At 40.1% G+C, this 24,388-nt stretch carries 22 protein-coding genes; 9 read left to right on the top strand and 13 right to left on the bottom strand.

Going from position 1 to position 24,388, the window contains the following annotated elements:
* Positions 1-237: 237 nt before the first annotated feature.
* Genes treZ through ACFFRD_RS13125 form a run of 4 tightly spaced genes read right to left on the bottom strand, consistent with a single transcriptional unit; the run spans position 238 to position 2,874 of the window.
* Positions 238-2,085 (bottom strand): malto-oligosyltrehalose trehalohydrolase, encoded by a 1,848-nt coding sequence (gene treZ / locus ACFFRD_RS13140; RefSeq protein ID WP_392481883.1) that lies wholly within the window; start codon positions 2,083-2,085, stop codon positions 238-240.
* A 15-nt stretch (positions 2,086-2,100) separates the two neighbouring features.
* Positions 2,101-2,274, bottom strand: coding sequence for a hypothetical protein (locus ACFFRD_RS13135; RefSeq protein WP_392481882.1), 174 nt, complete (start codon positions 2,272-2,274; stop codon positions 2,101-2,103).
* A 59-nt stretch (positions 2,275-2,333) separates the two neighbouring features.
* The gene (locus ACFFRD_RS13130) at positions 2,334-2,489 is read right to left on the bottom strand and encodes a hypothetical protein (protein WP_159402481.1); all 156 of its coding nucleotides are present in this window, start codon (positions 2,487-2,489) and stop codon (positions 2,334-2,336) included.
* Positions 2,467-2,874 (bottom strand): thiol-disulfide oxidoreductase DCC family protein, encoded by a 408-nt coding sequence (locus ACFFRD_RS13125; protein ID WP_392483063.1) that lies wholly within the window; start codon positions 2,872-2,874, stop codon positions 2,467-2,469. The genes ACFFRD_RS13130 and ACFFRD_RS13125 overlap by 23 nt, the downstream gene beginning before the upstream one ends.
* A gap of 245 nt (positions 2,875-3,119) precedes the next feature.
* On the opposite strand from ACFFRD_RS13125, the gene ACFFRD_RS13120 reads away from it, so the two are divergent.
* The 5 genes from ACFFRD_RS13120 (at position 3,120) to ACFFRD_RS13100 (ending at position 8,126) form a co-directional block, all read left to right on the top strand.
* On the top strand, positions 3,120-4,172 hold the full coding sequence (locus tag ACFFRD_RS13120; protein WP_392481881.1) for an aldo/keto reductase: 1,053 nt from the start codon (positions 3,120-3,122) through the stop codon (positions 4,170-4,172).
* 156 nt (positions 4,173-4,328) lie between these two features.
* Complete coding sequence (dps, locus tag ACFFRD_RS13115; protein ID WP_163929281.1) at positions 4,329-4,901, top strand: DNA starvation/stationary phase protection protein Dps; 573 nt, start codon at positions 4,329-4,331, stop codon at positions 4,899-4,901.
* 394 nt (positions 4,902-5,295) lie between these two features.
* Positions 5,296-6,012: a pirin family protein gene (locus tag ACFFRD_RS13110; RefSeq protein WP_335198656.1), complete on the top strand. Its 717-nt coding sequence runs from the start codon at positions 5,296-5,298 to the stop codon at positions 6,010-6,012.
* Between the two features lie 518 nt (positions 6,013-6,530).
* Positions 6,531-7,235 carry a mobilization protein gene (locus ACFFRD_RS13105; protein WP_114085397.1) on the top strand — a complete coding sequence of 235 codons (705 nt, stop codon included), beginning with the start codon at positions 6,531-6,533 and terminating at the stop codon, positions 7,233-7,235.
* A 168-nt stretch (positions 7,236-7,403) separates the two neighbouring features.
* Positions 7,404-8,126, top strand: coding sequence for a class I SAM-dependent methyltransferase (locus tag ACFFRD_RS13100; RefSeq protein WP_392481880.1), 723 nt, complete (start codon positions 7,404-7,406; stop codon positions 8,124-8,126).
* A 119-nt stretch (positions 8,127-8,245) separates the two neighbouring features.
* Here ACFFRD_RS13100 and ACFFRD_RS13095 read toward each other — a convergent pair whose 3' ends face one another.
* The 3 genes from ACFFRD_RS13095 to ACFFRD_RS13085 all read right to left on the bottom strand — a co-directional run bounded on the left by ACFFRD_RS13095 (position 8,246) and on the right by ACFFRD_RS13085 (position 10,686).
* Positions 8,246-8,674, bottom strand: a complete 429-nt coding sequence (locus ACFFRD_RS13095) for a YidH family protein (RefSeq protein WP_392481879.1) — start codon at positions 8,672-8,674, stop codon at positions 8,246-8,248.
* Between the two features lie 559 nt (positions 8,675-9,233).
* The gene (locus ACFFRD_RS13090) at positions 9,234-9,896 is read right to left on the bottom strand and encodes a hypothetical protein (protein ID WP_392481877.1); all 663 of its coding nucleotides are present in this window, start codon (positions 9,894-9,896) and stop codon (positions 9,234-9,236) included.
* Between the two features lie 79 nt (positions 9,897-9,975).
* A complete protein-coding gene (locus ACFFRD_RS13085) occupies positions 9,976-10,686 on the bottom strand; it encodes a cadmium resistance transporter (protein ID WP_163929275.1) in 711 nt (236 codons plus the stop codon).
* Positions 10,687-10,893: 207 nt separating this feature from the next.
* On the opposite strand from ACFFRD_RS13085, the gene ACFFRD_RS13080 reads away from it, so the two are divergent.
* Entirely contained in the window at positions 10,894-11,886 is a 993-nt protein-coding gene (locus tag ACFFRD_RS13080; RefSeq protein WP_392481876.1) for a LysR substrate-binding domain-containing protein, read from the top strand.
* A gap of 346 nt (positions 11,887-12,232) precedes the next feature.
* Here the strand turns inward: ACFFRD_RS13080 and ACFFRD_RS13075 are convergent, their stop codons facing one another.
* A complete protein-coding gene (locus ACFFRD_RS13075; RefSeq protein ID WP_179072772.1) occupies positions 12,233-12,601 on the bottom strand; it encodes a pentapeptide repeat-containing protein in 369 nt (122 codons plus the stop codon).
* 616 nt (positions 12,602-13,217) lie between these two features.
* Between ACFFRD_RS13075 and ACFFRD_RS13070 the strand changes: the two genes are divergently transcribed.
* Positions 13,218-14,546 (top strand): AAA-associated domain-containing protein, encoded by a 1,329-nt coding sequence (locus ACFFRD_RS13070; RefSeq protein ID WP_392481875.1) that lies wholly within the window; start codon positions 13,218-13,220, stop codon positions 14,544-14,546.
* 85 nt (positions 14,547-14,631) lie between these two features.
* Complete coding sequence (locus tag ACFFRD_RS13065) at positions 14,632-16,371, top strand: ABC transporter permease (RefSeq protein ID WP_392481874.1); 1,740 nt, start codon at positions 14,632-14,634, stop codon at positions 16,369-16,371.
* A 249-nt stretch (positions 16,372-16,620) separates the two neighbouring features.
* Here the strand turns inward: ACFFRD_RS13065 and ACFFRD_RS13060 are convergent, their stop codons facing one another.
* The 3 genes from ACFFRD_RS13060 to ACFFRD_RS13050 form a co-directional block, all read right to left on the bottom strand.
* The gene (locus ACFFRD_RS13060; protein ID WP_392481873.1) at positions 16,621-17,151 is read right to left on the bottom strand and encodes a hypothetical protein; all 531 of its coding nucleotides are present in this window, start codon (positions 17,149-17,151) and stop codon (positions 16,621-16,623) included.
* 287 nt (positions 17,152-17,438) lie between these two features.
* Positions 17,439-18,035 carry a hypothetical protein gene (locus ACFFRD_RS13055; RefSeq protein WP_114085348.1) on the bottom strand — a complete coding sequence of 199 codons (597 nt, stop codon included), beginning with the start codon at positions 18,033-18,035 and terminating at the stop codon, positions 17,439-17,441.
* Between the two features lie 201 nt (positions 18,036-18,236).
* The gene (locus ACFFRD_RS13050) at positions 18,237-19,589 is read right to left on the bottom strand and encodes an OB-fold nucleic acid binding domain-containing protein (RefSeq protein ID WP_114085349.1); all 1,353 of its coding nucleotides are present in this window, start codon (positions 19,587-19,589) and stop codon (positions 18,237-18,239) included.
* A 370-nt stretch (positions 19,590-19,959) separates the two neighbouring features.
* On the opposite strand from ACFFRD_RS13050, the gene ACFFRD_RS13045 reads away from it, so the two are divergent.
* Complete coding sequence (locus tag ACFFRD_RS13045; protein WP_392481872.1) at positions 19,960-20,931, top strand: SGNH/GDSL hydrolase family protein; 972 nt, start codon at positions 19,960-19,962, stop codon at positions 20,929-20,931.
* Between the two features lie 244 nt (positions 20,932-21,175).
* Here the strand turns inward: ACFFRD_RS13045 and ACFFRD_RS13040 are convergent, their stop codons facing one another.
* Both ACFFRD_RS13040 and ACFFRD_RS13035 read right to left on the bottom strand, forming a co-directional pair.
* Positions 21,176-22,279: a response regulator gene (locus tag ACFFRD_RS13040; RefSeq protein ID WP_392481871.1), complete on the bottom strand. Its 1,104-nt coding sequence runs from the start codon at positions 22,277-22,279 to the stop codon at positions 21,176-21,178.
* A 1,381-nt stretch (positions 22,280-23,660) separates the two neighbouring features.
* Positions 23,661-24,152 carry a hypothetical protein gene (locus tag ACFFRD_RS13035; protein ID WP_114085352.1) on the bottom strand — a complete coding sequence of 164 codons (492 nt, stop codon included), beginning with the start codon at positions 24,150-24,152 and terminating at the stop codon, positions 23,661-23,663.
* Between the last annotated feature and the right edge of the window lie 236 nt (positions 24,153-24,388).

Raw genomic sequence — 24,388 nt, 5'->3', positions numbered from 1 at the left:
CGGACGTTGAACCTTTTAGCTCGGACGTTGAACCTTTTTACTCGGACATTGAACCTTTTTACTCGGACGTTGAGCCTTTTTACTTGAACGTTGAACCTTTTTACTCGAACGTTGAGCCTTTTTACTCGAACGTTGAGCCTTTTTACTCGAACGTTGAACCTTTTTACTCGAACGTTGAACCTTTTTGCTAGAAACTTGAGGTTATAAGGCTGAAACTTGAAGTTCTAACTCTCCCTTTCATCCTTTTTCATACAGTACTAAACTAGTAGGTTGCAATTTCACTTCTTTTCCCGCAGACAGATGTTCATCTGCTTCAGAACCAGGCCCAGACCATGAGGTATCAGCAGAGTCTAACAATTTATTAGCATTATGCTGAATTGGTAGAGTCGCTGTGACTGGAGACGAATTGAAATTCATCACAAATATTAGTTCACTTGATTCGCACCAACGACGCACGATTACCAACTGCTTGTCTTCATCGCTAGTTGCTTCGATGGAATTGCGGTCTTGATTTAAAAGTGCTGGATGCGTCTTGCGTAAATTAATTAACTGACGATACCAATCCCACAGAACTTTGTGCTTACCTTCATGACGTAATTGCCAATTGAGTTTAGACTTTAGGAAAGTTTCTGCCGATTCGGGATCTGGGGGATCGTCTGCATAGTGAAATGCTTCAAATTCTTGTTTGCGTCCGGCTCGAACTGCTTGAATTAAATCGGGATCGGAGTGACTGACAAAATAAATGAAGGGTGCAGTTTCTCCATATTCCTCACCCATAAATAACAGGGGTAAGTAAGGTGAAAGCAGCACAGCGCCAGCAGCTAACTTCAATCCTTCAAAAGAGATCCTCTGGCTGAGGCGTTCTCCTTTCATTTGATTGCCGATTTGATCGTGGTTCTGGATGCAAACAGAAAATTGTGATAAATTGCGATCGCGGCAAGATATACCATGAAATCGCTTGCGGTGTGGTGCGTACTTCCAATCGTAGACAAAAGTATCTTCATAAGCTTTTGCCAACTGAGCAGTTTGCCCAAAATCTTGATAATATCCTTGGCGATCGCCTGTCAAGAGTGCGTGCAGTGAATGGTGAAAATCATCACTCCATTGGGCATCAAGACCATATCCACCCAGTTCTGCTGGACGAATGATTTGCGGATTATTCAAGTCACTTTCGGCAATTAAATGGCGTTTCCACTTTTGCCCTTGTTGTGAAAAATGATGAACTGCTTCCGCCAGTTCCCAAAGAAAATGCTTCGCCCCCAAGTCATAAATTGCTTGAATGGCATCAAGCCGCAATGCATCAATGTGGAACTCGCGCAACCAGTAAAGCGCATTTTCAATAAAATAATTTCGCACACCCTGACTATGGGCATCATCGAAATTCAGCGCTTCGCCCCAAGGCGTTTTATAGGTTTTAGTAAAGTAGGGCGCGAACTGACTCATATAGTTGCCTTCTGGCCCAAAGTGGTTATATACCACATCCAACACCACAGCGATATTGTGTTGGTGGCAAGCATTTACCAGTTGCTTCAGTTCGGCTGGGCTACCATAAGAATTTTGAACTGCAAAAGGGTAAACGCCATCATAGCCCCAGTTACGGTATGTCAAAGAAGCTTCAATATGGGTGTCTCCCGGAAACTGAGAGATAGGCATGATTTCAATCGCATTAATTCCCAGTTCCCTAAGTTCCGGTAGACGAGAAATAATAGCGGTGAAAGTTCCTTCAGGTGTGAAAGTACCGACATGGAGTTCGTAGAAAATCATCGACTCCACAGGGATACCAGTCCACCCTTCATCAGTCCACTCAAACTGATGATCGACAATTTGAGACGGGCCATGCACTCCTTCAGGTTGATACTGCGACGCGGGATCGGCAAAAGCGTCTTGGCCATTCAAAACATACCGATAAAGCGTGCCTGGATACACATCATTTACTTTCGCGTGCCAATATCCCTCAGACTGAGGCTTGAGGGGAATAACCTGCTCCTGTGGTGTCAAAGTTTTTACAGTGACGCTATCTTGTAGCGGCGACCAAACTGTAAATTCACATTCTCCATTACCCAAGTAGTTAGCACCAATTCTCACGCAGTATCCCTCCCGTCAGTATGTTGTGCCGAATTGTCGTGCGATGGCGTACCCGCCCACCGGAGGCGATCGCAACATTGATTGCACAATGTTTACAAACACGCCAGATAGCATAATGGTTCGTCTACCAGACTTTTTGCTAGCACCTGGAGGCGGATTTTTTACAGAATAAATTCTGTCTAATGACAAATTTAGTTGCGAAGGAGGCAGCGCAATTACGGTTCAGTTAAGGTTTTTTGATGAAAATTTTAGATGGCAAAACCGCGATGAATTATCACAAAACCGAGATGAATCATCACAAAGACGCGATGAATCGCCGTCTCTACAATAATCAGCCTTTTGTAGAGACGGCGATTAATCGCGTCTTCTGCTTGCCAAGGTTTAAATTGGTTTACAGCTACCATCTACACAGTAAGACGATTCATAAGTATTAGAACGCTTACCAAATATGGTGTAGCGATTATCGCGGATTTGTTCGTAAAAGCGATCGCCTACCCATTTCATCCCCGGTAAGGCTCGATAAGCGTCTACAAATACACTTCCTACTGGCAATAATCGCCCAATTTCTTCAGCTGCGTTACTACCTTGCCAACGTCTCTGAGGTTTATTGCCATCAATTAAAATCATCCCCTGTTCACAATCTTGGGCTGTAATTCCCCACTGTAAAAGTGTCTGCTCATCTTGCATGGGAGCGTAGCGAAATAACTTTCCCTTGTCTAAGGTTTCTAGAAATTGCACTAAAGTAACGCAGAGATTACAATTTCCGTCGTAGATTACATAGTAGTTCATAAAAATAATTATTTTAGCGTAGAAAACTATAGCGATCGCATTTACAAGGCAGACTAGTGCATTCATAATGCAAGCGATCGCACTCACAAAGCAGGCTAGCGCATTCATAATGCAAGCGATCGCATTTAGATAGCGCAACAATACAAATACTAAAAAAGCTTGTCCTCAAGCATCGCCATCAGTTTCCAGTTATCATGCTTTTGGAATGGTATTCGCATTGTTTTTTCGTTAAAGAGAAAATATTCATGAGATACAAACTCTTAGGCAAAAGCGGATTAAGAGTCTCTGAACTCTCCTTGGGAACCATGACCTTTGGTGAAGATTGGGGTTGGGGTGCATCTGTTGACGAAAGTCGTAAAATCTTTGATACATATACAGAAGCAGGGGGAAATTTCATTGACACCGCCAACGGTTATACCGATGGTAGCAGTGAAAAAATTGTCGGTGAGTTGATCGCAAAAGAACGAGAACGCTTTGTAGTTGCGACAAAATATTCCTTTCCCTTGCGGATGAATGACAAAAAAGGCGACCCTAACGCCAGTGGAAACCATCGCAAGAATTTAATTCAGTCTTTGGAAGGTAGCCTGAAACGGCTGAACACTGATTACATTGATTTATTTTGGTTGCACGCTTGGGATTTTACAACACCTATTGAAGAAGTCTTGCGATCGCTTGATGATGTAGTTCGTCAAGGTAAAGTACTTTACATTGGCATTTCTGACGCACCCGCTTGGATCGTTTCTCAAGCAAATACCATTGCCCAGTTCCAAGGATGGACGCAGTTTGTCGCGCTGCAAATTGAGTATAGTTTAATTCAGCGAACACCAGAGCGTGATTTGCTACCGATGGCGAAAGCTTTTGATTTGGCGGTAACACCTTGGTCGCCCTTGGGTGGCGGTGTGCTAACAGGTAAGTATAATCAGCCTCCTCAAGCAGGCGATGAACAAGGACGATTAACAAATGCAGCGTTAGGAAGTATTTCAGAACGGAATTTAGCGATCGCTCAAGTTGTTAGTGAAGTTGCAGCAGAAATTGGACACACACCCTCACAGGTAGCATTAGCTTGGTTACTAGCTCAAAGTGGTGTGATTATTCCCATAATTGGGGCACGTAAATTAACGCAGTTTCAAGATAACTTAGCTTCTTTAGATGTCAGCCTTTCGCCAGAACATCTGCAACGCTTAGATGAAGTTAGCAAAATTGAACTGGGTTTTCCCCATGACTTTTTGCAGAATGATGTAATTCGCGATCGGCTTTTCGGTGGTACATTTAATACCATAGAAAACCATCGCATCTAAATGCAATTTTTAACTTGACTAATCTAAAATTTCAAATGGTATAAAGCCTTAAACAGTAACACATTCAGGCATTAATACAATCCATCGTCAGAGAGTTTCGCACAACCAGCCAATATCTGTAAAGTTAGATTTAAAAGGCATTAACAACGTAGACCCATGAGCGACAACAGTATTACATCACGTCTGTACCCTACCCGCATTGACATTCCCGCCAAAGCGAGAGTTCAAATCGTGGTACTTCTCAACCAAACCTTAGCAGCTACTTCAGATTTAAAAACCCAAGCAAAGCAAGCGCATTGGAATGTTAAAGGAACTGACTTCTATCAGCTACATCTATTATTTGATGAACTTGCTGGGGAATTGGAAGGATACATCGATTTAGTAGCTGAACGCGTCACAGCTTTAGGCGGATACGCTTTCGGAACAGCCCGCGCCGCAGCTAGTAATTCAATTTTGCCAGAATATCCCTTAGATATTTTGGATGGTAAAGATCATGTGACAGCCTTAGCAGATCGCTTTGCACTCTACGCGAAACATATTAGAGAAGCGATCGCAAAGACTGATGAATTAAACGACCTCGATACCGCCGATCTTTACACCGAAATTTCTCGTACCATTGACAAACGACTCTGGTTCTTAGAAGCTCATCTACAAATAGCAGAAATCAAAGAAGAGAATGGTAACGCTGGTACTACTAAAACTCAAAAGATTCCTGCTGCTGTAAAATAAGCACTTCTGAGAAAAGTAGTCTTTCTTAAATCTAATAGTATCTTTTTGGTAAGTACGTCACTTTTAAGTGCGTACTTTTCATTTATATGTATATACCTTACTATTGAAATAGTTCAAAACGAAGTCAAAAAGTTCACCAATATCTTCAACAAGCGATCCATCAAAATTAATACTTAAACTTGAAGAAGTTATTAGGTGAGTGAAAAAGTATGCTAATTCCGTTTTGATTTTAAATGCCAACTTTAGATTTTTCCTGCAATCTAAAATTGTTAACTGAGCGTATCGCTAAAGCGAAAGCTTCGCTAACGCGTAGCGTTCCGCATGAAAGTCTAAAATCTAAAATCCAAAATTGAGTCGTTCCTAACTAAATACTCATTAACAAAGAGGTAAATTTATGTCTCAAAATACAATTACCCACTTAATTCACGATCGCAATGCCCGTGGTCACGCGAAAATGGGCTGGCTCGATAGCTATCACACATTTTCTTTCGGTAGTTTTTACGATCCCAACCGTATGGGATTTCGCTCTCTGCGCGTAATTAACGACGATCGCATCGCCCCCGGTGCTGGATTCCCTACCCACAGTCATCGTGACATGGAAATCCTCACTTATGTCTTAGAAGGTGCTGTAGAGCATAAAGACAGCTTGGGTACTGGTTCGGTAATTCGCCCCGGTGATGCCCAAATTATGAGCGCTGGAACTGGAATCAGCCACAGCGAATTTAATCCTTCACCAACTGAACCACTACACTTACTGCAAATCTGGATTCTTCCCGATCGAGAAGGAATAACGCCAAGATATGAACAAAAAGCTTTTCCTCTCGAAGAAAAGCGCGGTAAACTCCGCTTAATTGCCTCTAAAGATGGGCGCGATGGTGCTGTGACAATTCACCAAGATGTTGAGCTATATACATCTGTATTAGAGTCAGGTGATGTTGTCAATTATCAAGTCAAAAGCGATCGCTATGCATGGTTACAAGTAGCGCGAGGCATCGTTAACCTAAATGGCGAAGAACTCAGAGCCGGTGATGGTGTACAAATCAACGGCGAAGAACAGCTAGAAATTAGCACCAACATCGGCGGTGAAATCTTGCTTTTCGATTTGGGCTAATCTTAAATCTGTTTGCTGAAAAGCTAGCTTGTGGGTTGGGCATTGCAATGCTCACCCCAATACTTTTCGGATAAACCCAATAATCTCTCTTTTGGTCTGGGGAAAGGTTAAAGGGCGATGGGAAAAGGGAAATTCAAACCCTTTCCCTTTCCTCTTTTCCCCAAAACTCGAAAAGTATTGATGCTCACCCTACTATGCTTTGTGAGAGGAAAATTTATCGATTGAGGCGCGGATTTGCCATTGCATTGGGAATCCTTAATTAGGGATAGGTCAAAACTATTATGAAGGTTTTGAACTATCCCTTTTATAGTAAAAATGTACTATTATTTTTATTGTTACAGCAATGCAATCTCTTCAGATGGTTAGTGTATCCGATTTGCAAGCATTATTAAAACTATATCCAAATCACGGTTATACTTTCTCATAAAACCACCAAAACAACTAGGCGGCAACGGCCAAAAAGTTCTTATTTTGGGAAAGATGTATCAGGCTTTAATAAGTTATTAGAGGTGGCTGTAATGCCGACGATTCATTTTGTAGATGGTGAAAAAGGCGGGGTAGGAAAATCTCTCTTTGCCAGGACAATGATTCAGTATTGTCTGGATAAGAGAATCCCATTTGTACCAGTGGAGACAGATAGATCGAATCCAGATGTGGCAGGAGTATATAAGGAAATATGTAAGTATGCCGTGTTTAGTGAGAACGAACGACAGGCAAATAAGGCAGATAGAATATTTGAATGGGCCATAGAGAGGCCAGTAATTGTGAATTTAGCCGCACAATCGCATAGAGCAGTGCAGGGGTGGATTGAATCTAATCAATTACTTGAACTAGGAAGTTCGCAGGGAGTGATGTTTTGTAAATGGTTTGTATCGACAGGAGGATACGACAGCATCAACCTGTTTACTCAGTCAGTGAATACTTACGGCGAAAAAATCCCTCATATTCTGGTGAGGAATTTGGGGCTGTGTGATGATTGGGAGCATCTAGAGTTAGACTCCAACTTTCAGAACACAGTAAATAAATATCAGATAAAAGTTATAGATTTTCCCAAGTTAGCATACAGAGAAAGAAACATAATTGACCAAAATCGCCTGACTTTTGCAGAGGCTAGAGAGTATAAAGAATTTGGAGTAATTGGAAAACAGAGAGTAGTGAATTTTCTCAAGCTTGCTTATGGTGCTTTTGAGAAAGTAGGTATCTGGTATGAAAAAGTTGAATAGCATTCGTTAGTCATTAGTCATTGGTCATTAGTCATTGGTACTAATGACCAATGACTTAGGACAAACCCCAGCAGGAGATTGGATGGGTATGCGATGGCGTATCCGCCCGCCGGAGGCGATCGCAAAACAAATTTGACTACAATTCTTAGAAAGAGTAGCAAAAATCTAATGTCCAAAAAGTCTGATTCGCAGTTTCAAAATCTCTTTACTTCAGCCAAATCAAGCAACTGGGACGAAAGATTAGGCCAAATAGCCTATCGCTTTAACCGAGAGTATCAACGTGAAACCTTTGAACTTCCAACCGAAGTCCAGGCGATGCCGATATTCCGTGAGTGGATTGGAGGTAGTTTTTCAGGGAGAATTGCTTCCCCTTTTTGGGAAATTGCTCAACCTCAAAAAAACCAGCACTGTTTAGATATTGGCTGTGGTATCAGCTTTTTAATCTATCCTTGGCGGGATTGGCAAGCATTTTTTCATGGGCAAGAAATTAGTAATGTGGCACGCGATACCCTTAACTCTCGTGGGCCGCAGTTGAATTCTAAGCTGTTCAAAGGTGTTGAGTTGGGAGCAGCCCATCAGTTAAACTATTCACCAGAGCAGTTTGACCTAGCGATCGCAACAGGATTTAGCTGTTATTTTCCACTCGAATACTGGAATGCTGTACTAGCAGAAGTTAAGCGAGTGTTAAAACCAGGTGGACATTTTGTATTCGACATCCTTAACCCAGAACAGCCTTTAGCAGAAGATTGGGCAGTTTTAGAAACCTATTTGGGGGCTGAGGTGTTTTTAGAGCCTCTAGCTGAGTGGGAAAAAGCTATTAAGGCGGCTGGCGCTAAAATAGTCACGCAAAAACCAGGAGAATTATTCCAAATGTACAAAGTGCGGTTTTGAAAATAAGTAGTTACAGATATAGCACTGCTACAAAAAAGGATGTAGAGACGTAGCACTGCTACGTCTCTACAAGGTTTCTGGATAACGCATATTTCATTTTTGGAGATGTCTACTTATCATCACTCAGGGATAAGTGGACTTAATGGATCTAAAGAAGTTGTAAAAACAAAATAGATTACCCCAGTTCCGAGAATCATCACAGCGAGACTGAAAAGCAACACCCATCTGTCTGTCGGTTCATAAGTATCTTCTTCGATATCACGACGGACAGCGAAATAGTGACTGGTTGAGAGCCACACCGTAATTAAACCCACCAATGAGAAGACTAAACCTAACTTCCAGCCATTGCCGGGACGGGGCATCAAAGGCACTTGGAAGGCACGCAAACGCACAATTACAACCCCAAAACCTAAAAGAGCGATCCCTGTCCGCATCCAAGCCAGGTAGGTACGCTCATTTGCCAAGTGATCTCGGATTCGAGAAGGATTGAGTCGTCCTGGCTTTTTTTGATCTTTATTTTCTTCTGTGGATTTCAATTTTAACTGCATCAATAACACCCTTATCCCCAAAGCGGCTCTTCTCAAAAAAATGCGGAGGTAGTAGGAAATCTCTTTCCAGATCACTCGCAGCCAGCACAATAGTTGCGCTCCTGAAATATGCCTATTGTGATTGTACATATTTTTTCAAAATATATTTTAATGCAGATATAGAAATAAAACAAGCCTGACTGATTGAAGAAGAATTCAGGAGTCAGAATCAAGACGACCGATGACTCACTAACGCTTCGCTATCAGTCGGGGATTCAGACTCACGACTAATTGAAGACTACCCAATCTACGATTTGGTGGGATTTTTAAACCCAGTTATTCATCCACCAGTCATACAGAATTCATTCTGAGTTCTGACTCCTGACTTCTGAATTCTATTTGATAATTCAGAATTCGTAATGGATAGTACAGAGCAGTTATAAGTAATAAGATGTCATAAAAAACAGCCAAGAATTAGAGAGATTTTTCACCGATATAAGTCAGGTTTTTTCTCTAATTTTGGCTATCACCCTGTTGAAGTTGAGAACAATGATTCAAAAATAGACTATGCAGTTAGATTTCAAGACTTCTTAATAGGTGCATTAGGAACTCGTGTATCTATGATAGCCTGCGATATATCTGGGATAAACCAGTTAGCCTTATTGCTGTTAAGAACTTTCACAGTCGGAACATTTAATTCGATCGCACCAGTATCTGGATTGCTCTTAATTACCAACTGAGTTCCATCAAGGATCTTCAGAGCCGCAGGCCCTGTCAATTCTTCACCTTGCCCATTCGGACTAGAAGTAAAGTTTGCTACCTTAATATCATTCGGTAGATAGATGCCATCACAATCCCAGTTATCTCTAGTGGACTGACCATTAGCTAGAAAATACAAACCATTGTCGTATATGGCATCTTCATTGTCATCATCATTTGGTCTTTTACCGTATACTGCTATAGTATTGCCTGTTTGGTTTTCGCATTTACCCCAGTTAATTCCCGTCTCTAAAGCATATTTTTGCAGTGTTAATTCTTCGGTTCTCTTTTGAATTTCTTCTGGTGTCAGACCTTGAACTTGAGTTTGGGCATCTTTTGTTTGAGACAGTTCGTTAAGAGCTTTAGTGACTTCGATATAATCAGGATTTTTGCTAAATTTTGGTCTATCAGCAAAAGAAGGTTGAGCGAAGGCTAGATTAGCGAAAATCATTAAGACAATTAGCAGAGATTTCCAGACTTTCATGTTTTGATTCCTGTTGATGGGGAAGATATTTTGTACTTTTAATTTCATTTTCGTAAGAAAATTCATGATGCACATCTTTCTAGATACTTAACTTTTCTTGTTCTTCACTCGAAGATTGAGTATTGAAACCTAAGATTAATGAGAATATATAACTAGAAACTACAGATAAAAGAGTCCAGGTTACGTTTTCTGTGACAATAAACACGCCCAAACCAATCAAGATACAAGGTACAAAAGTGTTGCCATTTTCAGTTAAAAAATTAGCGATCGCAGGCAAGTAGGTCAACTTATAAGCGGTATAACACCATACGCCCACTAGCGAAAAGAATACACTTAGTATAATCAGCAGACTATCTAATTCCGAATTGGCGAACAGAGGTACGTAGACGCTGATATTATCACTACCATTGGCAAAGGCGATCGCAGCGACGTTGCAAGTTTGGGGAGAGAAAAAGCTCCTAACTATAGAGGGACAAGATGGCTCGGTTTCTTCTGCACCTTCCTCTGGTGAATCCTCTTCGCGTTTTAGTAAACCACTCACACCAATGATTATTGGCATTAAACCAAGTAGTCTAATCCAGTCCTGCGGTATAATTAGTCCACCGAAAAACCCAGGAAGGCTAGCAACAATCAGTGCAGCAAAGCCGAGATACTGACCAGCAAGGATGTGACGACTGCGGAACGTTTTATTTATTTGTGAAAAAAGCAACGTCAGAATCACAATATCATCGATGTTGGTGGCAGTGAATGCCGTGATCCCTGTGGTAATTGCAGTTACTAAACCGCTCATTTTTGGAAGTCCTTATTTTGATGCTTGGCAATTGGGCATTAATCATTGGCCATTTACAAAGGACAAATGACTAATGGCAAATGACTAAGTAAAAAGCTTTGATTTATACTTTAGTGAAACTAAACGATAGAATCAAATGCTTTTGTTTGTCAAAATGATAAATGAAAGTGATTAAAATTTTGACACCAAGTTGTAGGAATACCATAAATGGCAGGAATGACCCTTGAGCAGCTAAAAATCTTTATGGCTGTGGCACAGCACTTACACTTTACTCGCGCAGCAGAAGAGCTTTATATTACACAACCTGCCGTCAGTGCAGCAATCCACAACTTAGAGCAAGAATATGGGGTGAAACTGTTCCATCGGATTGGTCGCCATATCGAGATTGCTGAGGCGGGTAAATTACTGCAAGTGGAAGCGCAGAAAATTCTCGATCAAGTTTCCTTGACTGAAAGGGGATTGCGAGAATTGAACAATCTGCAACGGGGTGAATTGAAATTAGGATCAAGTCTGACAATTGGTAACTACTGGCTACCAAGTAAGATTAGTGAGTTTAAGAGCCGATATCCCGGTATTCAAATTAACTGTAGCCTTGCCAATACAGAAGAGATTTGTCTAGGAACAGCCACAGGACAGTTTGATTTAGGTTTGGTAGAAGGAGATGTGAAGCCAGCACTCCAGAATACTCTAGAGTATGAAATAGTGGGCAGCGATCGCTTACAAATAGTTGTAGGTCGAAAACACCCTTGGTTTGAGTGGGGAGAAATTGACTTAAGCCAATTGACCAAAACCCCTTGGGTGATGCGCGAACCAGGTTCTGGAACCCAGCAAAGGTTTGAGGAAGCCTTACAAAATTGGGAAATCAATCTCAATGAACTGGATGTAATTTTAGTATTCAATAGTGGAGAGATGACAAAAGCAGCGATCGAAGATGGTGTTGGTGCGATCGGAATTTCTGAGTTGATGGTAAAAAAAGAAATACAACTGGGAACTCTACGAGCAATTCGAGTCATTGATAATAGAGACGGTAACGGTGCGATGCCTACGGCGGGCTACACCTACGCAGAAATAGTTCGACCTTTTTTCAAACTCAAGCATCGTCAGCGTTTTCAAACTGCTCTTTCCAAAGTCTTTGAACAAATGTTGATCTCATCTATGTCAGATGGCTCACATCAACATATATCAACATCACTTATTTGAAATAACATCATTTCCACTGCTCATCTAGTAATATCAAATCCTTTTGTATCGGAATTATTCCTCTTTCCTTTCCCTCTGCGTTCTCAGCGTCTCTGCGGTTTTTAAGTTACAAAACTGTCCCTCTCCGGCTCGGAGCTACGGTTACACACATCTCTCTACAAAACCAAAATGTTGTAGATCCTCCTAAATCCTCCGATAAATTGGAGGACTTTGAGAGATTCTTGCCCCCTTTTTTTTAAGGAAGTGGGGAGATCAAAAGCTTTTAAAGACTTGTATGTACACCGTAGCCAACTCAGAGAGGGACAGACTTGAACGAAAATTCAAAGCAGGGAGAGGTTGGTGGAACTCACACCTTCCGCATATTTCTACTAATGGGGTCAAAACCTCTAGAAAACCGAGTGCTTTCATCGTAGTAAGCACCAGTCAGATTCGCTCCATATAACTTGGCGTAGTTGAGTTTGGCTCCCCGGAGATTGGCTTCATTCAGTTTGACACCGCTCAAATTAGCTCTAGTCAAATTCGCTTTTGCTAAGTTAGCTCTACTCAAATCTGCTCCCCAGAGTTTAGCTTTAGCTAGGTTAGCTCCACTCAAGTCAGATCCCCATAGATTTATTCCAGGCAAATAGGCTCCAATCAGCCTGTTCCTACTCAAGTTGACGGCTGGAAAATATCTTTCCCCTGCGGCAAAACGCCTTTTTAATTCCTCTATATTCACGATCGCCACCCAACAAGAATCAGATTTATATCTCTAATATATAAGGTGCTTCTATTGTAACTGCCATAATAAAGGTTGTTTATTTAATATCTGCAATTACTCCAATTTATTCAAATGCACATATCTAATATGGCAATCCGCTTTGATTTCTGCTCGCGCAGCGTGGCGTAGCCATAATTATTTGCGTAGGAGGTAAGAGGCAATAGGCAAGAAGCCTCTTTGAGTTGTCCTGAATATTTTCAGAAATCAAATATGAGTTTTATAGAACAAGTTATAGTAATTTCTTCATTTTAATATTCGGGTATGCGATTATTATATTGCTGCAATTACTAGATTTATCGTAATAAATCATGAGTCAGAATAGTCAAATAATCAAGATAACATTTCATGAAATCAATATACCAATCATATTAAATGCTTTCCAAATTATGATTTCTAACTCCTGTTAGCATTAGCGGGTCATTTAGCCATCTTGTAGCTAATTTCATGAGGATGCAAACGAGTCGTTAGGCTACAGTACAGTTCAAATGGCGGAATCAAATATTTTTGGTCTGCTTTAACTGTAAAATAACCTCAACATGAGATTATATTTAATTATTTTCTTACAAAAAGAGTTATGGTCTTTAAAACAGCAACCGAACAGCTGATCGTCCTAAAAAATGTCAGCAAATCTTATCAGCAGCCCAACGGCCAACAGATTGTCATCCTAGAAAATATCAATCTTGAGTTACGTCCAGGGGAGATCGTTGCATTGCTAGGGCCTTCCGGTTCAGGGAAATCTACTTTAATGCGGATAGTTGCTGGGTTAATTCCCCCCAGTCAAGGTGAAGTCGTATATCATAACCGTCCCCTAGTTGGTTTAAATCCTGGGGTAGCAATTGTTTTTCAAAGTTTTGCCCTTTATCCTTGGTTAACTGTACTAGAGAATGTGGAACTAGGTTTAAAAGCAAAAGGAGAAGCGCCAGATTCTCGACGGCAAAAGGCGCTACGAATGATTGATATTATTGGTTTGGATGGGTTTGAAAATGCCTATCCCAAAGAACTTTCTGGGGGAATGCGTCAGCGAGTTGGATTTGCTAGGGCTTTGGCCGTAGAACCAGAACTGTTATGTATGGATGAGCCATTTTCGGCATTAGATGTGCTAACGGCAGAAAACTTGCGGTTTGAATTATTAGATTTATGGTTAGAACGTCGCATACCCACCCAAGCTATTCTCATTGTCACCCACGGGATTGAAGAAGCGGTAATTATGGCGGATCGAATTATTGTTCTTGGACGCAATCCGGGAAGAATTCGGGCTGACTTACCTGTGACTTTACCCCATTACCGCGATCGCAAACATCCAAGTTTTCAAGCCCTGGTAGATCGGGTTTATACAATCATCACCAATCCCGAATTAGAAAAAATTGAGCTAACAACGACTACCTCTGTAGAACCTACAACACCACCAGCAAAATATCAATCTTTACCATCTGTGCGAACTGGTTCCATTGCCGGTCTTTTGGAACTTTTAGAAGATCGTCAAGAAAAAGACTTATATCGCCTGGCCCAAGAATTGCAATTAGAAGTAGATGATATTTTGCCCATTGTAGAAGCTGCAAAATTAATGGATTTTGTAGAACTTGCAGAAGGCGATATTAGCTTGAAACCAGTAGGACACGAATTTATCAATGGTGGTATTGATGAACGCAAACAAATCATGCGATCGCAACTCTTAGCTAATATTCGCTTGGTACAGCAAATTTACCGTCTTCTCGAAGCGAAAAATAATCAACGCATTCCAGAAGAACTGGTATTAGATATCCTAGAAAGTCACTTTAGCCCAGAAGAAGCCGAACGACAATTAAAAACCGTCGTTGACTGGGGTCGTTATGCCGAAATCTACGGCTACGATGAGCCATCAGGTCAAATCTTTCTAGAGCAAGCTGCCGTAGTTAATTCGTAAGGGTGTGCAGATGTACGCCTTTACAGTATTTACCATGAATGGCTTTGTTCATTTTTAATTTTTAATTTTTAATTTTTAATTGTTTATGACTCGACCTCTTACTCCTGCTAATAAAACTCTAGGACGTAGCAATTGGACTTGGCAAGATGGATTGCTGATTCTGGTAATTTTATCTTTCATTGTGGCAATTATTAGAACTGCTTCTAAATTTACCGGTACTTTTGAACCTGAACTCACAATTTCTACAAACATCAATGCTTTGCCAGGATATACAGCCCAAACCTTGATTCGTATGGGACTGGCTTACTTTTTCTCCCTAATTTTTACCCTCTTGTATGCTTATACTGCTTATCGCTCTCGAATGGCAGAACGGATTTTAATTCCGATGTTGGATATTCTGCAATCGATTCCAGTATTGTCTTTTTTACCAGGTGTGGTACTAGCTTTGATTTCCCTGTTTCCGGGTCAGAGAATTGGTGTAGAACTAGCAGCCATTTTGCTAATTTTTACTGGCATGACCTGGAATATGACTTTTAGTTTTTACCAATCTCTTCAAAGTATTCCGCGAGAATTACTAGAAGCATCAAGGGTTTATCGGCTTAATCCTTGGCAACGCTTTTGGACATTAGAATTACCATCTGGTGTGATTGGTTTGGTATGGAATAGTGTCATGTCGGTAGCTGGAGGTTGGTTTTTTTTAATTGCCATTGAGTCATTTACTTTAGGGAATCAAGATTTTCGTTTACCAGGATTAGGCTCTTTTTTAGGTACAGCAGCCAACAAAGGAGACTTTAAAGCGATATTTTGGGGCTTGGGGTTACTGATTGCGATCATTGTGGCAACTGATTTTTTTGTGTGGCGGCCACTGATTGCTTGGGCAGAAAGATTTAAGTTAGAGATGATTGAAACTGAAAATGCACCCCAATCGTGGATATTGGATACTTTCAGGCGATCGCCTACTTTACGCGCAATTAGCGATCGCGTTTTTCAGCCATTACAAACAGCCTTAGACGACAGTTTAATTCGGTCGTTCCCCGTGCGTTCAGTACCTATAAATGCCAAAGGCAACCTTAACTTGCCGAGTTTTTTAAATTGGATATTTGTTAGTGGCTTCAGCTTAATTGTCCTGTGGGGTACTTGGGAAGCCGTGCTACTATTACGGACTCTAGGCTGGGATGATTGGCAACAGGTGATGAAAGGCGCTATGTTAACGGCGTTGCGGGTAATAATTGCTTTGATCTTATCATTGTTGTGGACTGTACCCGTGGGAGTAGCAATTGGTCGCAATCGACGGTTGGCTCAAGTATTGCAACCATTAGTACAAATCGCCGCTTCTGTGCCAGCAACAGCCTTATTTCCGGTGTTGTTGCTGGGTTTAACCCGCATCGCTGGCGGTTTGCAGATTGGTGCGATCGCTCTGATGATGCTAGGGACAATGTGGTATATCCTGTTTAATGTCATTGCTGGGGCGCAGTCGATTCCCTCAGACCTGATCGAAGCAGCTTCGGTGTATAAACTCTCACGTTTGCAACGTTGGCGAACCTTAATTTTGCCTGCAATCTTCCCCTACCTAATTACAGGAATTATTAGCGCCGTTGGTGGCGCTTGGAATGCCAGTATCGTCAGTGAGTACGTTACATTTCAAGGGCGAGTAATTAGTACTTCTGGGTTAGGGGCAACGATTTCTCACGCCACCGCAACAGGCAATTTCTCACTATTATTAGCTTCGACAGCGATCATGTCTCTGTTAGTAGTGTTGACCAATCGTTTAGTTTGGCGGCCTCTTTACAACCTAGCTCAAGAGAAATATCAATTATTGGTTTAAAGGTTTGTAGTCAGCGCTTCAGCCCTAGGTTAGGGGGAACCGGAATCAAAGTCCCCCTTTTTCAGGGGGATTTAGAGGGATCTAGAACTTTTGATACCGATAAGAGGATTTTTAAAACATCCTCTCAGAGCAAGCCTCTTCTTTTTAGCTGAAAAACACTTAATTCACATAATCGAATTAAATCAAACTCTGTGGGATGGTCAACATGAGCGCCCCACTTATGCAAGTTAAATGTGGAAAAGCTTACATTTACTTAACTAGGATAGTTTCAAACTCGAAAGTACTTATCAAACGGTCATCAATATAGACTTCTATCCTATGCTTACCAACCGGATCGCCAGGAGTAATCGTCCAAAAATTCTCAATTATACCCTCTGGAGCCGACTGTGTACGCCGTGTCACAGATGTCATTCCGTCTGGTGACATTGAGAAGTCTTCACCGCTATCTGTACCCCAAGTTTCTGGAGGTTTTGGTAAACGCAATACTTCGCGCCATTTTACTTCACCTTGGTAGTCTTTGAGTTTAATCCGCCACCCGTAGGCGTTTCCCTGCTGAAGTGGCACTCTTGTTGTCTGGAAAATGGTAACGTTACCTTTGGAGTCAACTCTCTTCAGCCCAAACTCAGCTTTGCTAACAGTAATCTGTTTTGTATTTGTTGGCGCAGGGGATGCTATGGCATTTTCTACCACAACAGAAGTAGCGTTGATTGGCTCAGAACATATAACCCCAGATATTAGCCAAGAGGAAGCTAGCACAGCAGTAGCAGCCCAAATTCTCATTAGTATCTTCCTGTCAGACTTTTGGTACTTATTCAAGTAATCTGACACGTTTTCCGGGCTATGGTTGCTGATGATTTGACAAAGGTGAAATTGCTCTTAACTATCTGGCAAATTTAATCGATAAGTAGTCGGACAGAAATATTTATAGTCATTGTGAGCCTTCGCTTCTCTTTGCAATGACATTGGGGAATTAATTCTATCTGACTACTTAGCTTAGGCGATTTGAAATTTCCACCGCTAAAATCTAATAGGATTCTTGCTTTACATCTTGTCTCTTCAGTCAAGGCTTAACTTTTCAAATTAACCTTCCCCTCAAATTTTGGCGCATCTTGATGAGATAAAAATCTTTCACTAGTGTGATAACTTCTTCGCCATTTTTCGAGCTGATCTATAGATATTGATTTAGATGTGACGTTCACACCATTTCCTCGCCAAGCAACTTCTGGATCTGTTGTGAAAACCCCACACTCTAATTGTTCTAGCCTCATATTCCAATATTCACTAAATCGGCCTTTTAAAGTAATAACTTGCTCAAATACCTTGTTTCTGTGTTTATTTCTTCTTTTTCTTTCTGTAGCTCCTGTTGCTTCCGTATCAATAAACTTAGTTTCAATTAAATACAGACTACCTTTAAAAGTTAGGTAGACAAAATCACACTTTCCTAAATCTGTATAATCTGAAATTGGAGATTTTTCAAATAACAGCAATTCAGCGCACGAGGGAAACAACTCTTTAATATTCAGAAATAAATAAGCTTGCAGTAGAAGTTCCTTATCATAAGGAAATAAGATTACTCCTTCAAAAAACTTTTGAATGTCCTCGTGAGTTTGGGGTTGAATCCTTTTACAGTATGAAACAAATTTATGTAGTTCATTTACGCTCATCAAGTTTTAACTCCTTCCCCCGGTCGCAGCCTTAAGGGTATTAGCATAAAAAGATACCACTCCCTCAAGGAAATTATCATCCGCATAAGTAACTAAAAAAACGCTTTTAACCCTGAATACTTAAGGCGATTTACTGTTGACAGTTCATAAAACTAATTTTTCAGATGCTTTTGAGTATTGGTGGATTTTTCACTTCTGGTATTAGCTACCAGTGAGCGATTTGATATGAGCAGGAAAACTAGCATTTTGCAAAGCTTGGACGGTTATTCTTGAATCTTGTACGGAAAATTGCCAACCCAAGCGAACAAGTTTCCGAGATTTTTCAGTTTGGATAATTCCAATAACTGGCATTTTTGCCTTTTCTTTATCTACTGAATGTTCTTGCAAAATTGTTTTCAAGAGATGTAGTTTTTCCATATCACCTGCTTGCTGGGGATTTAACTCTACCATTACCATTTGTACTGTTTCCACTGGCTCTGCATCTTCAACAATAAATTGAGTTTGCTCGTCGCGTCGGTCTACTTTCCCCCAAATAATCAATCTTGTGTCAACTTGAAGTAAGGAACTAATGCGTTCATAAGTTTTAGGAAAAACTACAGCTTCTGATTGTGTGGTTAGGTCTTCTATTTGCAAAATGGCCATCTGATCGCCTTTCTTTGTCACCACTTTTTTGACGTTATTTAACATCACAACTGCACAAAGCCTTGTGTCTTCCCTTTGCTCTCCCAATTGCGAAAGGTTAATTGGAGTTAAAAGTGGTGCTATTTGCCGTAAAGATTTCAGTGGATGGTCTGATACATAAAAACCTAATAATTCTTTCTCCATCTGCAACTTTTTCTGTGGGGGCAAATCTGTCACAGGTTTAGATTTAGGAGCAGTTTCAAAGGCATTATTTGCTCTTTTATTCTGAGTAGAAGAAAATCCATCGCCTAATAAGTCAAAGAGATTTCCTTGTCCACTGGCTCTGTCTTTGGCGCGAGATTGTGCCCAATCATACACTAATTCTGAGTCATTAATTAACTGTTGGCGGTTGGATTCAATTTTGTCAAAGGCTCCACAGTAAATCAGCGATTCTAGAGTCCGACGGTTAACAGCACGTAAATCCACGCGATCGCAAAAATCAGCGAGAGATTTAAACTCTCCTGTCTCATTTCTCGCCTCTAAAATACAGGCGATCGCATTCTGTCCCACATTACGCACCGCCGAAAAGCCAAACAGAATCTTCCCCAATGTCGGCGTAAAATCAACACCAGAACGATTAATGTCTGGCGGATCTATGGGAATACCCATGTTTGTACAGTTAGTAATATATCTCTGTACCTTATCGGTATCGCCACTGTTAGCCGTTAACAGGGCCGCCATATATTCTAATGGATAATTAGCTTTTAAATATGCTGTCTGATAAGTTACATAAGCATAGGCGGTCGAATGGGATTTATTGAAACAATTAGAAGCTATAAAGCCATTTTTGAGTGCAAAATTATGGTCACGCTCAACTCCAATGTCATAGACATTTTGTTTGCCTAAATATTTACGTGTGGCTATTTTGATCATCCTACCTTACCCCCGAAAAAAAATTTGCGAAATTAATTAATTGATAAAATGATAAAAATTGTAGTCATAGTAATACTGGTGATATAAAATTATATCACTAGAAAACACTGCTATACTCTTACACAAAAGTAGACAAAGTTTGACAAACTATTAGGTAAACAGTTAATAGCCATATAATTGCTGTTTTTAAAGCTTATAAACAGATTCCAATACATATTAATCCCCTTAATTCAGATGCTAGGAGAGTGGATGAAATCAGGGGAGCAAAGAAAGTTTTGCCTTCTACACCTCACCCCTGTGCCTCTTTCCAATGCCGAATGTGTCAGTTAGTATCGTTGAGAAACAACACGGTATTAAAGGGTGCGGGTAGGTGAAAGTGGCGCTGATCGTAATTTTGGCGGTAGTTCTGGGATTATTTATGATAGTCGAGATTGGACTGCGATCGCTCTTTGGCTTTGGTAATCCCCTAATTTACATTGGTGATGAGCAGATTGGCTATTTATTGGCTCCTAACCAGCGTACCCGTCGTTTTGGTAATCGCATTGAAATTAATGAGTATTCTATGCGAGGTAGTGCGATAAATAAAACACCCGCACCTTCTACGCTGCGAGTTTTACTGTTAGGGGATTCTATTGCGAATGGTGGTTGGTGGACAGATCAGACTAATACAATTTCGGCGATCATGATGCGTTCTTTAGCATCATCCACTCATCGTAATTATCAGGAAGTGGAGGTGCTGAATGCTTCAGCTAACTCTTGGGGGCCTAGGAACGAGTTAGCCTATTTAGAGAAATTTAGCAATTTCAACGCACAAGCAGTAGTGTTATTAATTAATACCGATGATTTGTTTGCTACTCCTCCCACTTCTTTACCGGTAGGACGCGATCGCAACTATCCCGATAGTAAACCTCCCCTAGCGTTAGCAGAAGTGTGGCAACGTTATATCGTCAAACAGAAGCCAATTCCTGAAATGAAAGCGGTGCAAAATGAAGCAGGCGATCGCGTCGGGATCAATTTGGAAGCGATCGGCAAAATACAAACCTTGGCTCGCCAAAGCAACAGCCAATTTTTATTAGTTATGACTCCCTTACTGCGAGAAATTGCTGAACCAGGCCCCCGCGATTACGAAATTAAAGCCCGCCAACGCTTGAGCGATTTTACTAAAGCCCAGCAAATTAACTATGTAGACTTTTTACCGATATTCAATTCAACCAACAACCCGCAAGGTTTGTATCACGATCACATTCACCTCAATTTGCAAGGTAATAAAGTTGTCAGCGAAGTTTTGGAGCGATCGCTTTTAGAAATACTAAGGGAGATACCAATTACTCAGACCTACTAAAGTCGTCATTTCTACCAGAAAATATTCGTATTGAGTGATTTTCCACTCATGAAAATTAATTTATATAGTTTGCTTATTACTCATTATCTTAATAGAGTGGTAACTCTGATAGTTGAAATAATTATTAATTTAAATTAAATCAGACAATCTTTTACAACTAGAATACTAGCCATCCAAATAATGCTCAATCTGAAATCTCAAAAAAATATATTGATTAAGTGCAGTTATTTATTATATTAGAAAATTAAATAATATGTTTAAAGATTACTTTTAGTAAATCTCCTTGTGTAAAAGGTTTAGTTAAATAGCCTGATGCTTTGACCATCTTAGCTTTAGCTCTATCTATAAATCCTACTTTTTCTGACACCATAATTACAGGTGTATTTTTAAAATGTGAGTGTTTACGCAGCAAAGAACAGAGTTCATATCCGTCTAAATTAGGCATCGAAATATCCAACAAAACAATGTCAGGTTTTGTGTGAACAATCTGCATTAAAGCTTTTAAAGAATCGGTGACTCCCACAACACAAAAGGTTTGCTCATCTAAATAACTTTGAATAGTATTCAATACTGTAGGGCTGTCATCAATACAAAAGATGGTGTAAATTTTTTTGTCTACAGGAGGTTCGGTAGTTCGCTGACCCCTATGTTCATTAGTATTAATAGAGTAGACTGGTGGTCTATAGCCGTTTGTTCTAAAAGAGTTTGGTCTACTTTTATTCTTAGGTTTTAGCTCATTGATTTTGAACAATTCTGAGGGGTGTGATTGAGAATTTGGCGAAGTCTGACGATTGGCTGCTTCTCTAGGAGAGGATACGCCAACGCTTTGGGGCGTTTGACATCGTTCAACCAGTAAGCGGAGATTCAGATGACAAAACTTTGGCATATCATCTAGAAAGCTTTCAGGAATAAATTCATAACTCCCCTCTTCTAAGTTCAGAAATGACTCCAGAACTTCTAGCGCCAACTGTTCTATCAGCATCGCCGCTTGAAAGGGACTGATATATTTCTGATTAACTAACCAACAGATAGCCAAATAATCTGGGTTCGGTATTGCCTGATTTTCAATCCCAGTTTCAAATATCGCCCGTAACTGTTCGTGAATTTCACGAGGGAGAGTAGAAATTTGCTGACTCAAACGTTGCAAATTTCTATAAAGTGGCTCAAACATTTTCTCTGAGTAGCAGGCATAAATTAGTTTACCTTCATCTACATATATTGACCAAGAACCTGATGTGCTAAATACCTGCAAACAACCAGTAACAGACTTACCAGTGATTTTTTTCAACAAAGATAAAGGCTGGAGCTTTTGAAAAAATCTGTATCTATTAATCGGAAGTGTCTTCATTGGGATAGCTCTGGAATAAAATTAACATTGCAGGCGAAATTAGTGAATTACCTTTTCGGAATTCACTGCGACTTGGTTGGAAGCACTATCAGATAAATATAGCGGTCACATTTGAGTTAGTACAGAGATTCCACACCCCCCAACTCTTAATTAACCAATCTCTGTTAAGCTAGAAAGCACGAATTACAACTAAACCAATCCATATTATTGCCCAATAGCAAAATGGCCCGACTGGTTGCCAGGATATAGTATTTCAAAAACTAGATTGGTTTTCTGTATCTTTTGCTAATCTAGCCAATCTAACAGTAACTCAAGTGCAACAGATAGACTATTGGCTCTCGCCCATCAGTCACAAAAGTATCATTGTTATCCGTATCTAGTAGCCTAAAATTGCAGATACTTTAGTTCTCTTAGAAAAGTTTTTTTTGCCTCTCATACTCAAGTTTGGATCAATCAAAATCTCCATTGCTGTAGACAAAAAGCTTCTCTATCAAGGCTTTTATGGATTTGATAGCAATGTTTTGGTCGCCATAACTAAAGTTGTCAGGTACTTTTACTAGAAGTTTATTCTTGAGGGAAACTTCATCAAGAGAAAAAGTATTATTAAAAACTAAGCATTCAAAAAGCCCAATATCTTACTTAGGTCTTGAGCTTGTAGAGCAACTCTTAGTGTTGGGACTGGGCAAAACTATCAATTGCACAACAAGAATGGGAAACCTCCGACCAAGGATGAGTTAACTGGCAATTGTCGCCATAATGGTGTGTGGTGAGATGCACCGGCGACCAAACCAGTAGAAGGGAATCTCTTCATAAGTACTGGAAACGGGTTCTAATGTTGTTTGGGGCGAAATATTCACTCGGCACAATTTGAAGTGACAAATTCAAGAACTTACAGCGAAATTCTTGATTAGTAGTACATACCTGCAAAATAGCTATTTCCTAGCTAGATGGTAGATAACAAGTAACGTACTCACTAAAATTTAGATTACTATAATTTTCAAAAAAAGTTAGAAGAAATATCTAAACTTTATGATAAATCAGTAAAGTAACCATGAAAACTAATTAATATTATCTTTTAGTATTTTTTTGCTCTAATATCCGGGAGGGCTGAAAATGTACAGTAAAAGATAATTTCGCTTGCTTATTTAATTACACTTAATAGATAACTGAATCATTTTATAATAGCAATTTAACCGAAGAATCTCAAGCTTTAAAAGTCACCAATATAAATATAAAATTGCCCGCGTAGGCGTAGCCCGTTGTAAACATTGCACTCATTAACCCATAAAGTATATGTAGCAAAAAGACGCAAAGAAATTCTTTGCGTCTTTGGTGTGAGATTTATAAGTAAATATTCTCACCGTTATAATTCTCCATCTACTTAAACTTGCTCGCGCCAGCACCAGCTTAAAAGTGTGCCACCAGCCACCAACTTAACTACTTCCAGTACCCAATAACTACCGTGTAATAAATTCATTGTCGATGGAATAGCTGCTGCTGCTTCAAATAGGTTTAGCTGAACTCCTATGGCGCACATTTGCGGAGTTAAGAAATAAGTGTCAAGCACAGCTATAGTTAGCAGCAGTCCAGATAAAATAATACTGCCAATGCGCCAGTGATATTGGGTTTTACCCAAAGCTAATGCCCCTGTCAGTACAACAGCAGCAGACAATAATTCCATCCGATTGAAGTTCCAAAAAATCGTATAGCCTGCTGTTGTAAAACCAGCTTGACTCATCATGCCAGAAAGATAAAGGCTAGGCATAATTACCCAGTCTAAAACTAAACTAGCACTGAGCCAAAAGCCCAAAGTCAATATTATAGCTGTTTGCCAAATTGGTCGTTTGAATTCAAGGCTAGAAATAGCAGTCATAAAATAATTGCGTGTGTTGTATTTCTTAGTTTCTAACTTCACCAGCAGTTTGACAAGAAATATCAACTAACCTTTACAAAGTGACTTATCTTAATTGATTCTTAATCCAACCCCAAGATTTTTTAAACTTAATTGAGAAATATTAAGATATTTTAAAAAATAATTTAAGTAGATTTTGCTTCTTAATAAATACCCAATTTGTCTTAAGTTTCCAGCGTTGACATCCTCACCGCCGT

Origin of the sequence: Nostoc sp. C110 (genome assembly GCF_043099725.1) — a bacterium.
In the GTDB taxonomy this organism is placed as follows: Bacteria; Cyanobacteriota; Cyanobacteriia; order Cyanobacteriales; family Nostocaceae; genus Nostoc; species Nostoc muscorum_A.
The sequence above is the reverse complement of the archived record's forward strand: the minus strand, read 5'-3'. Positions and strand labels throughout refer to the sequence as shown.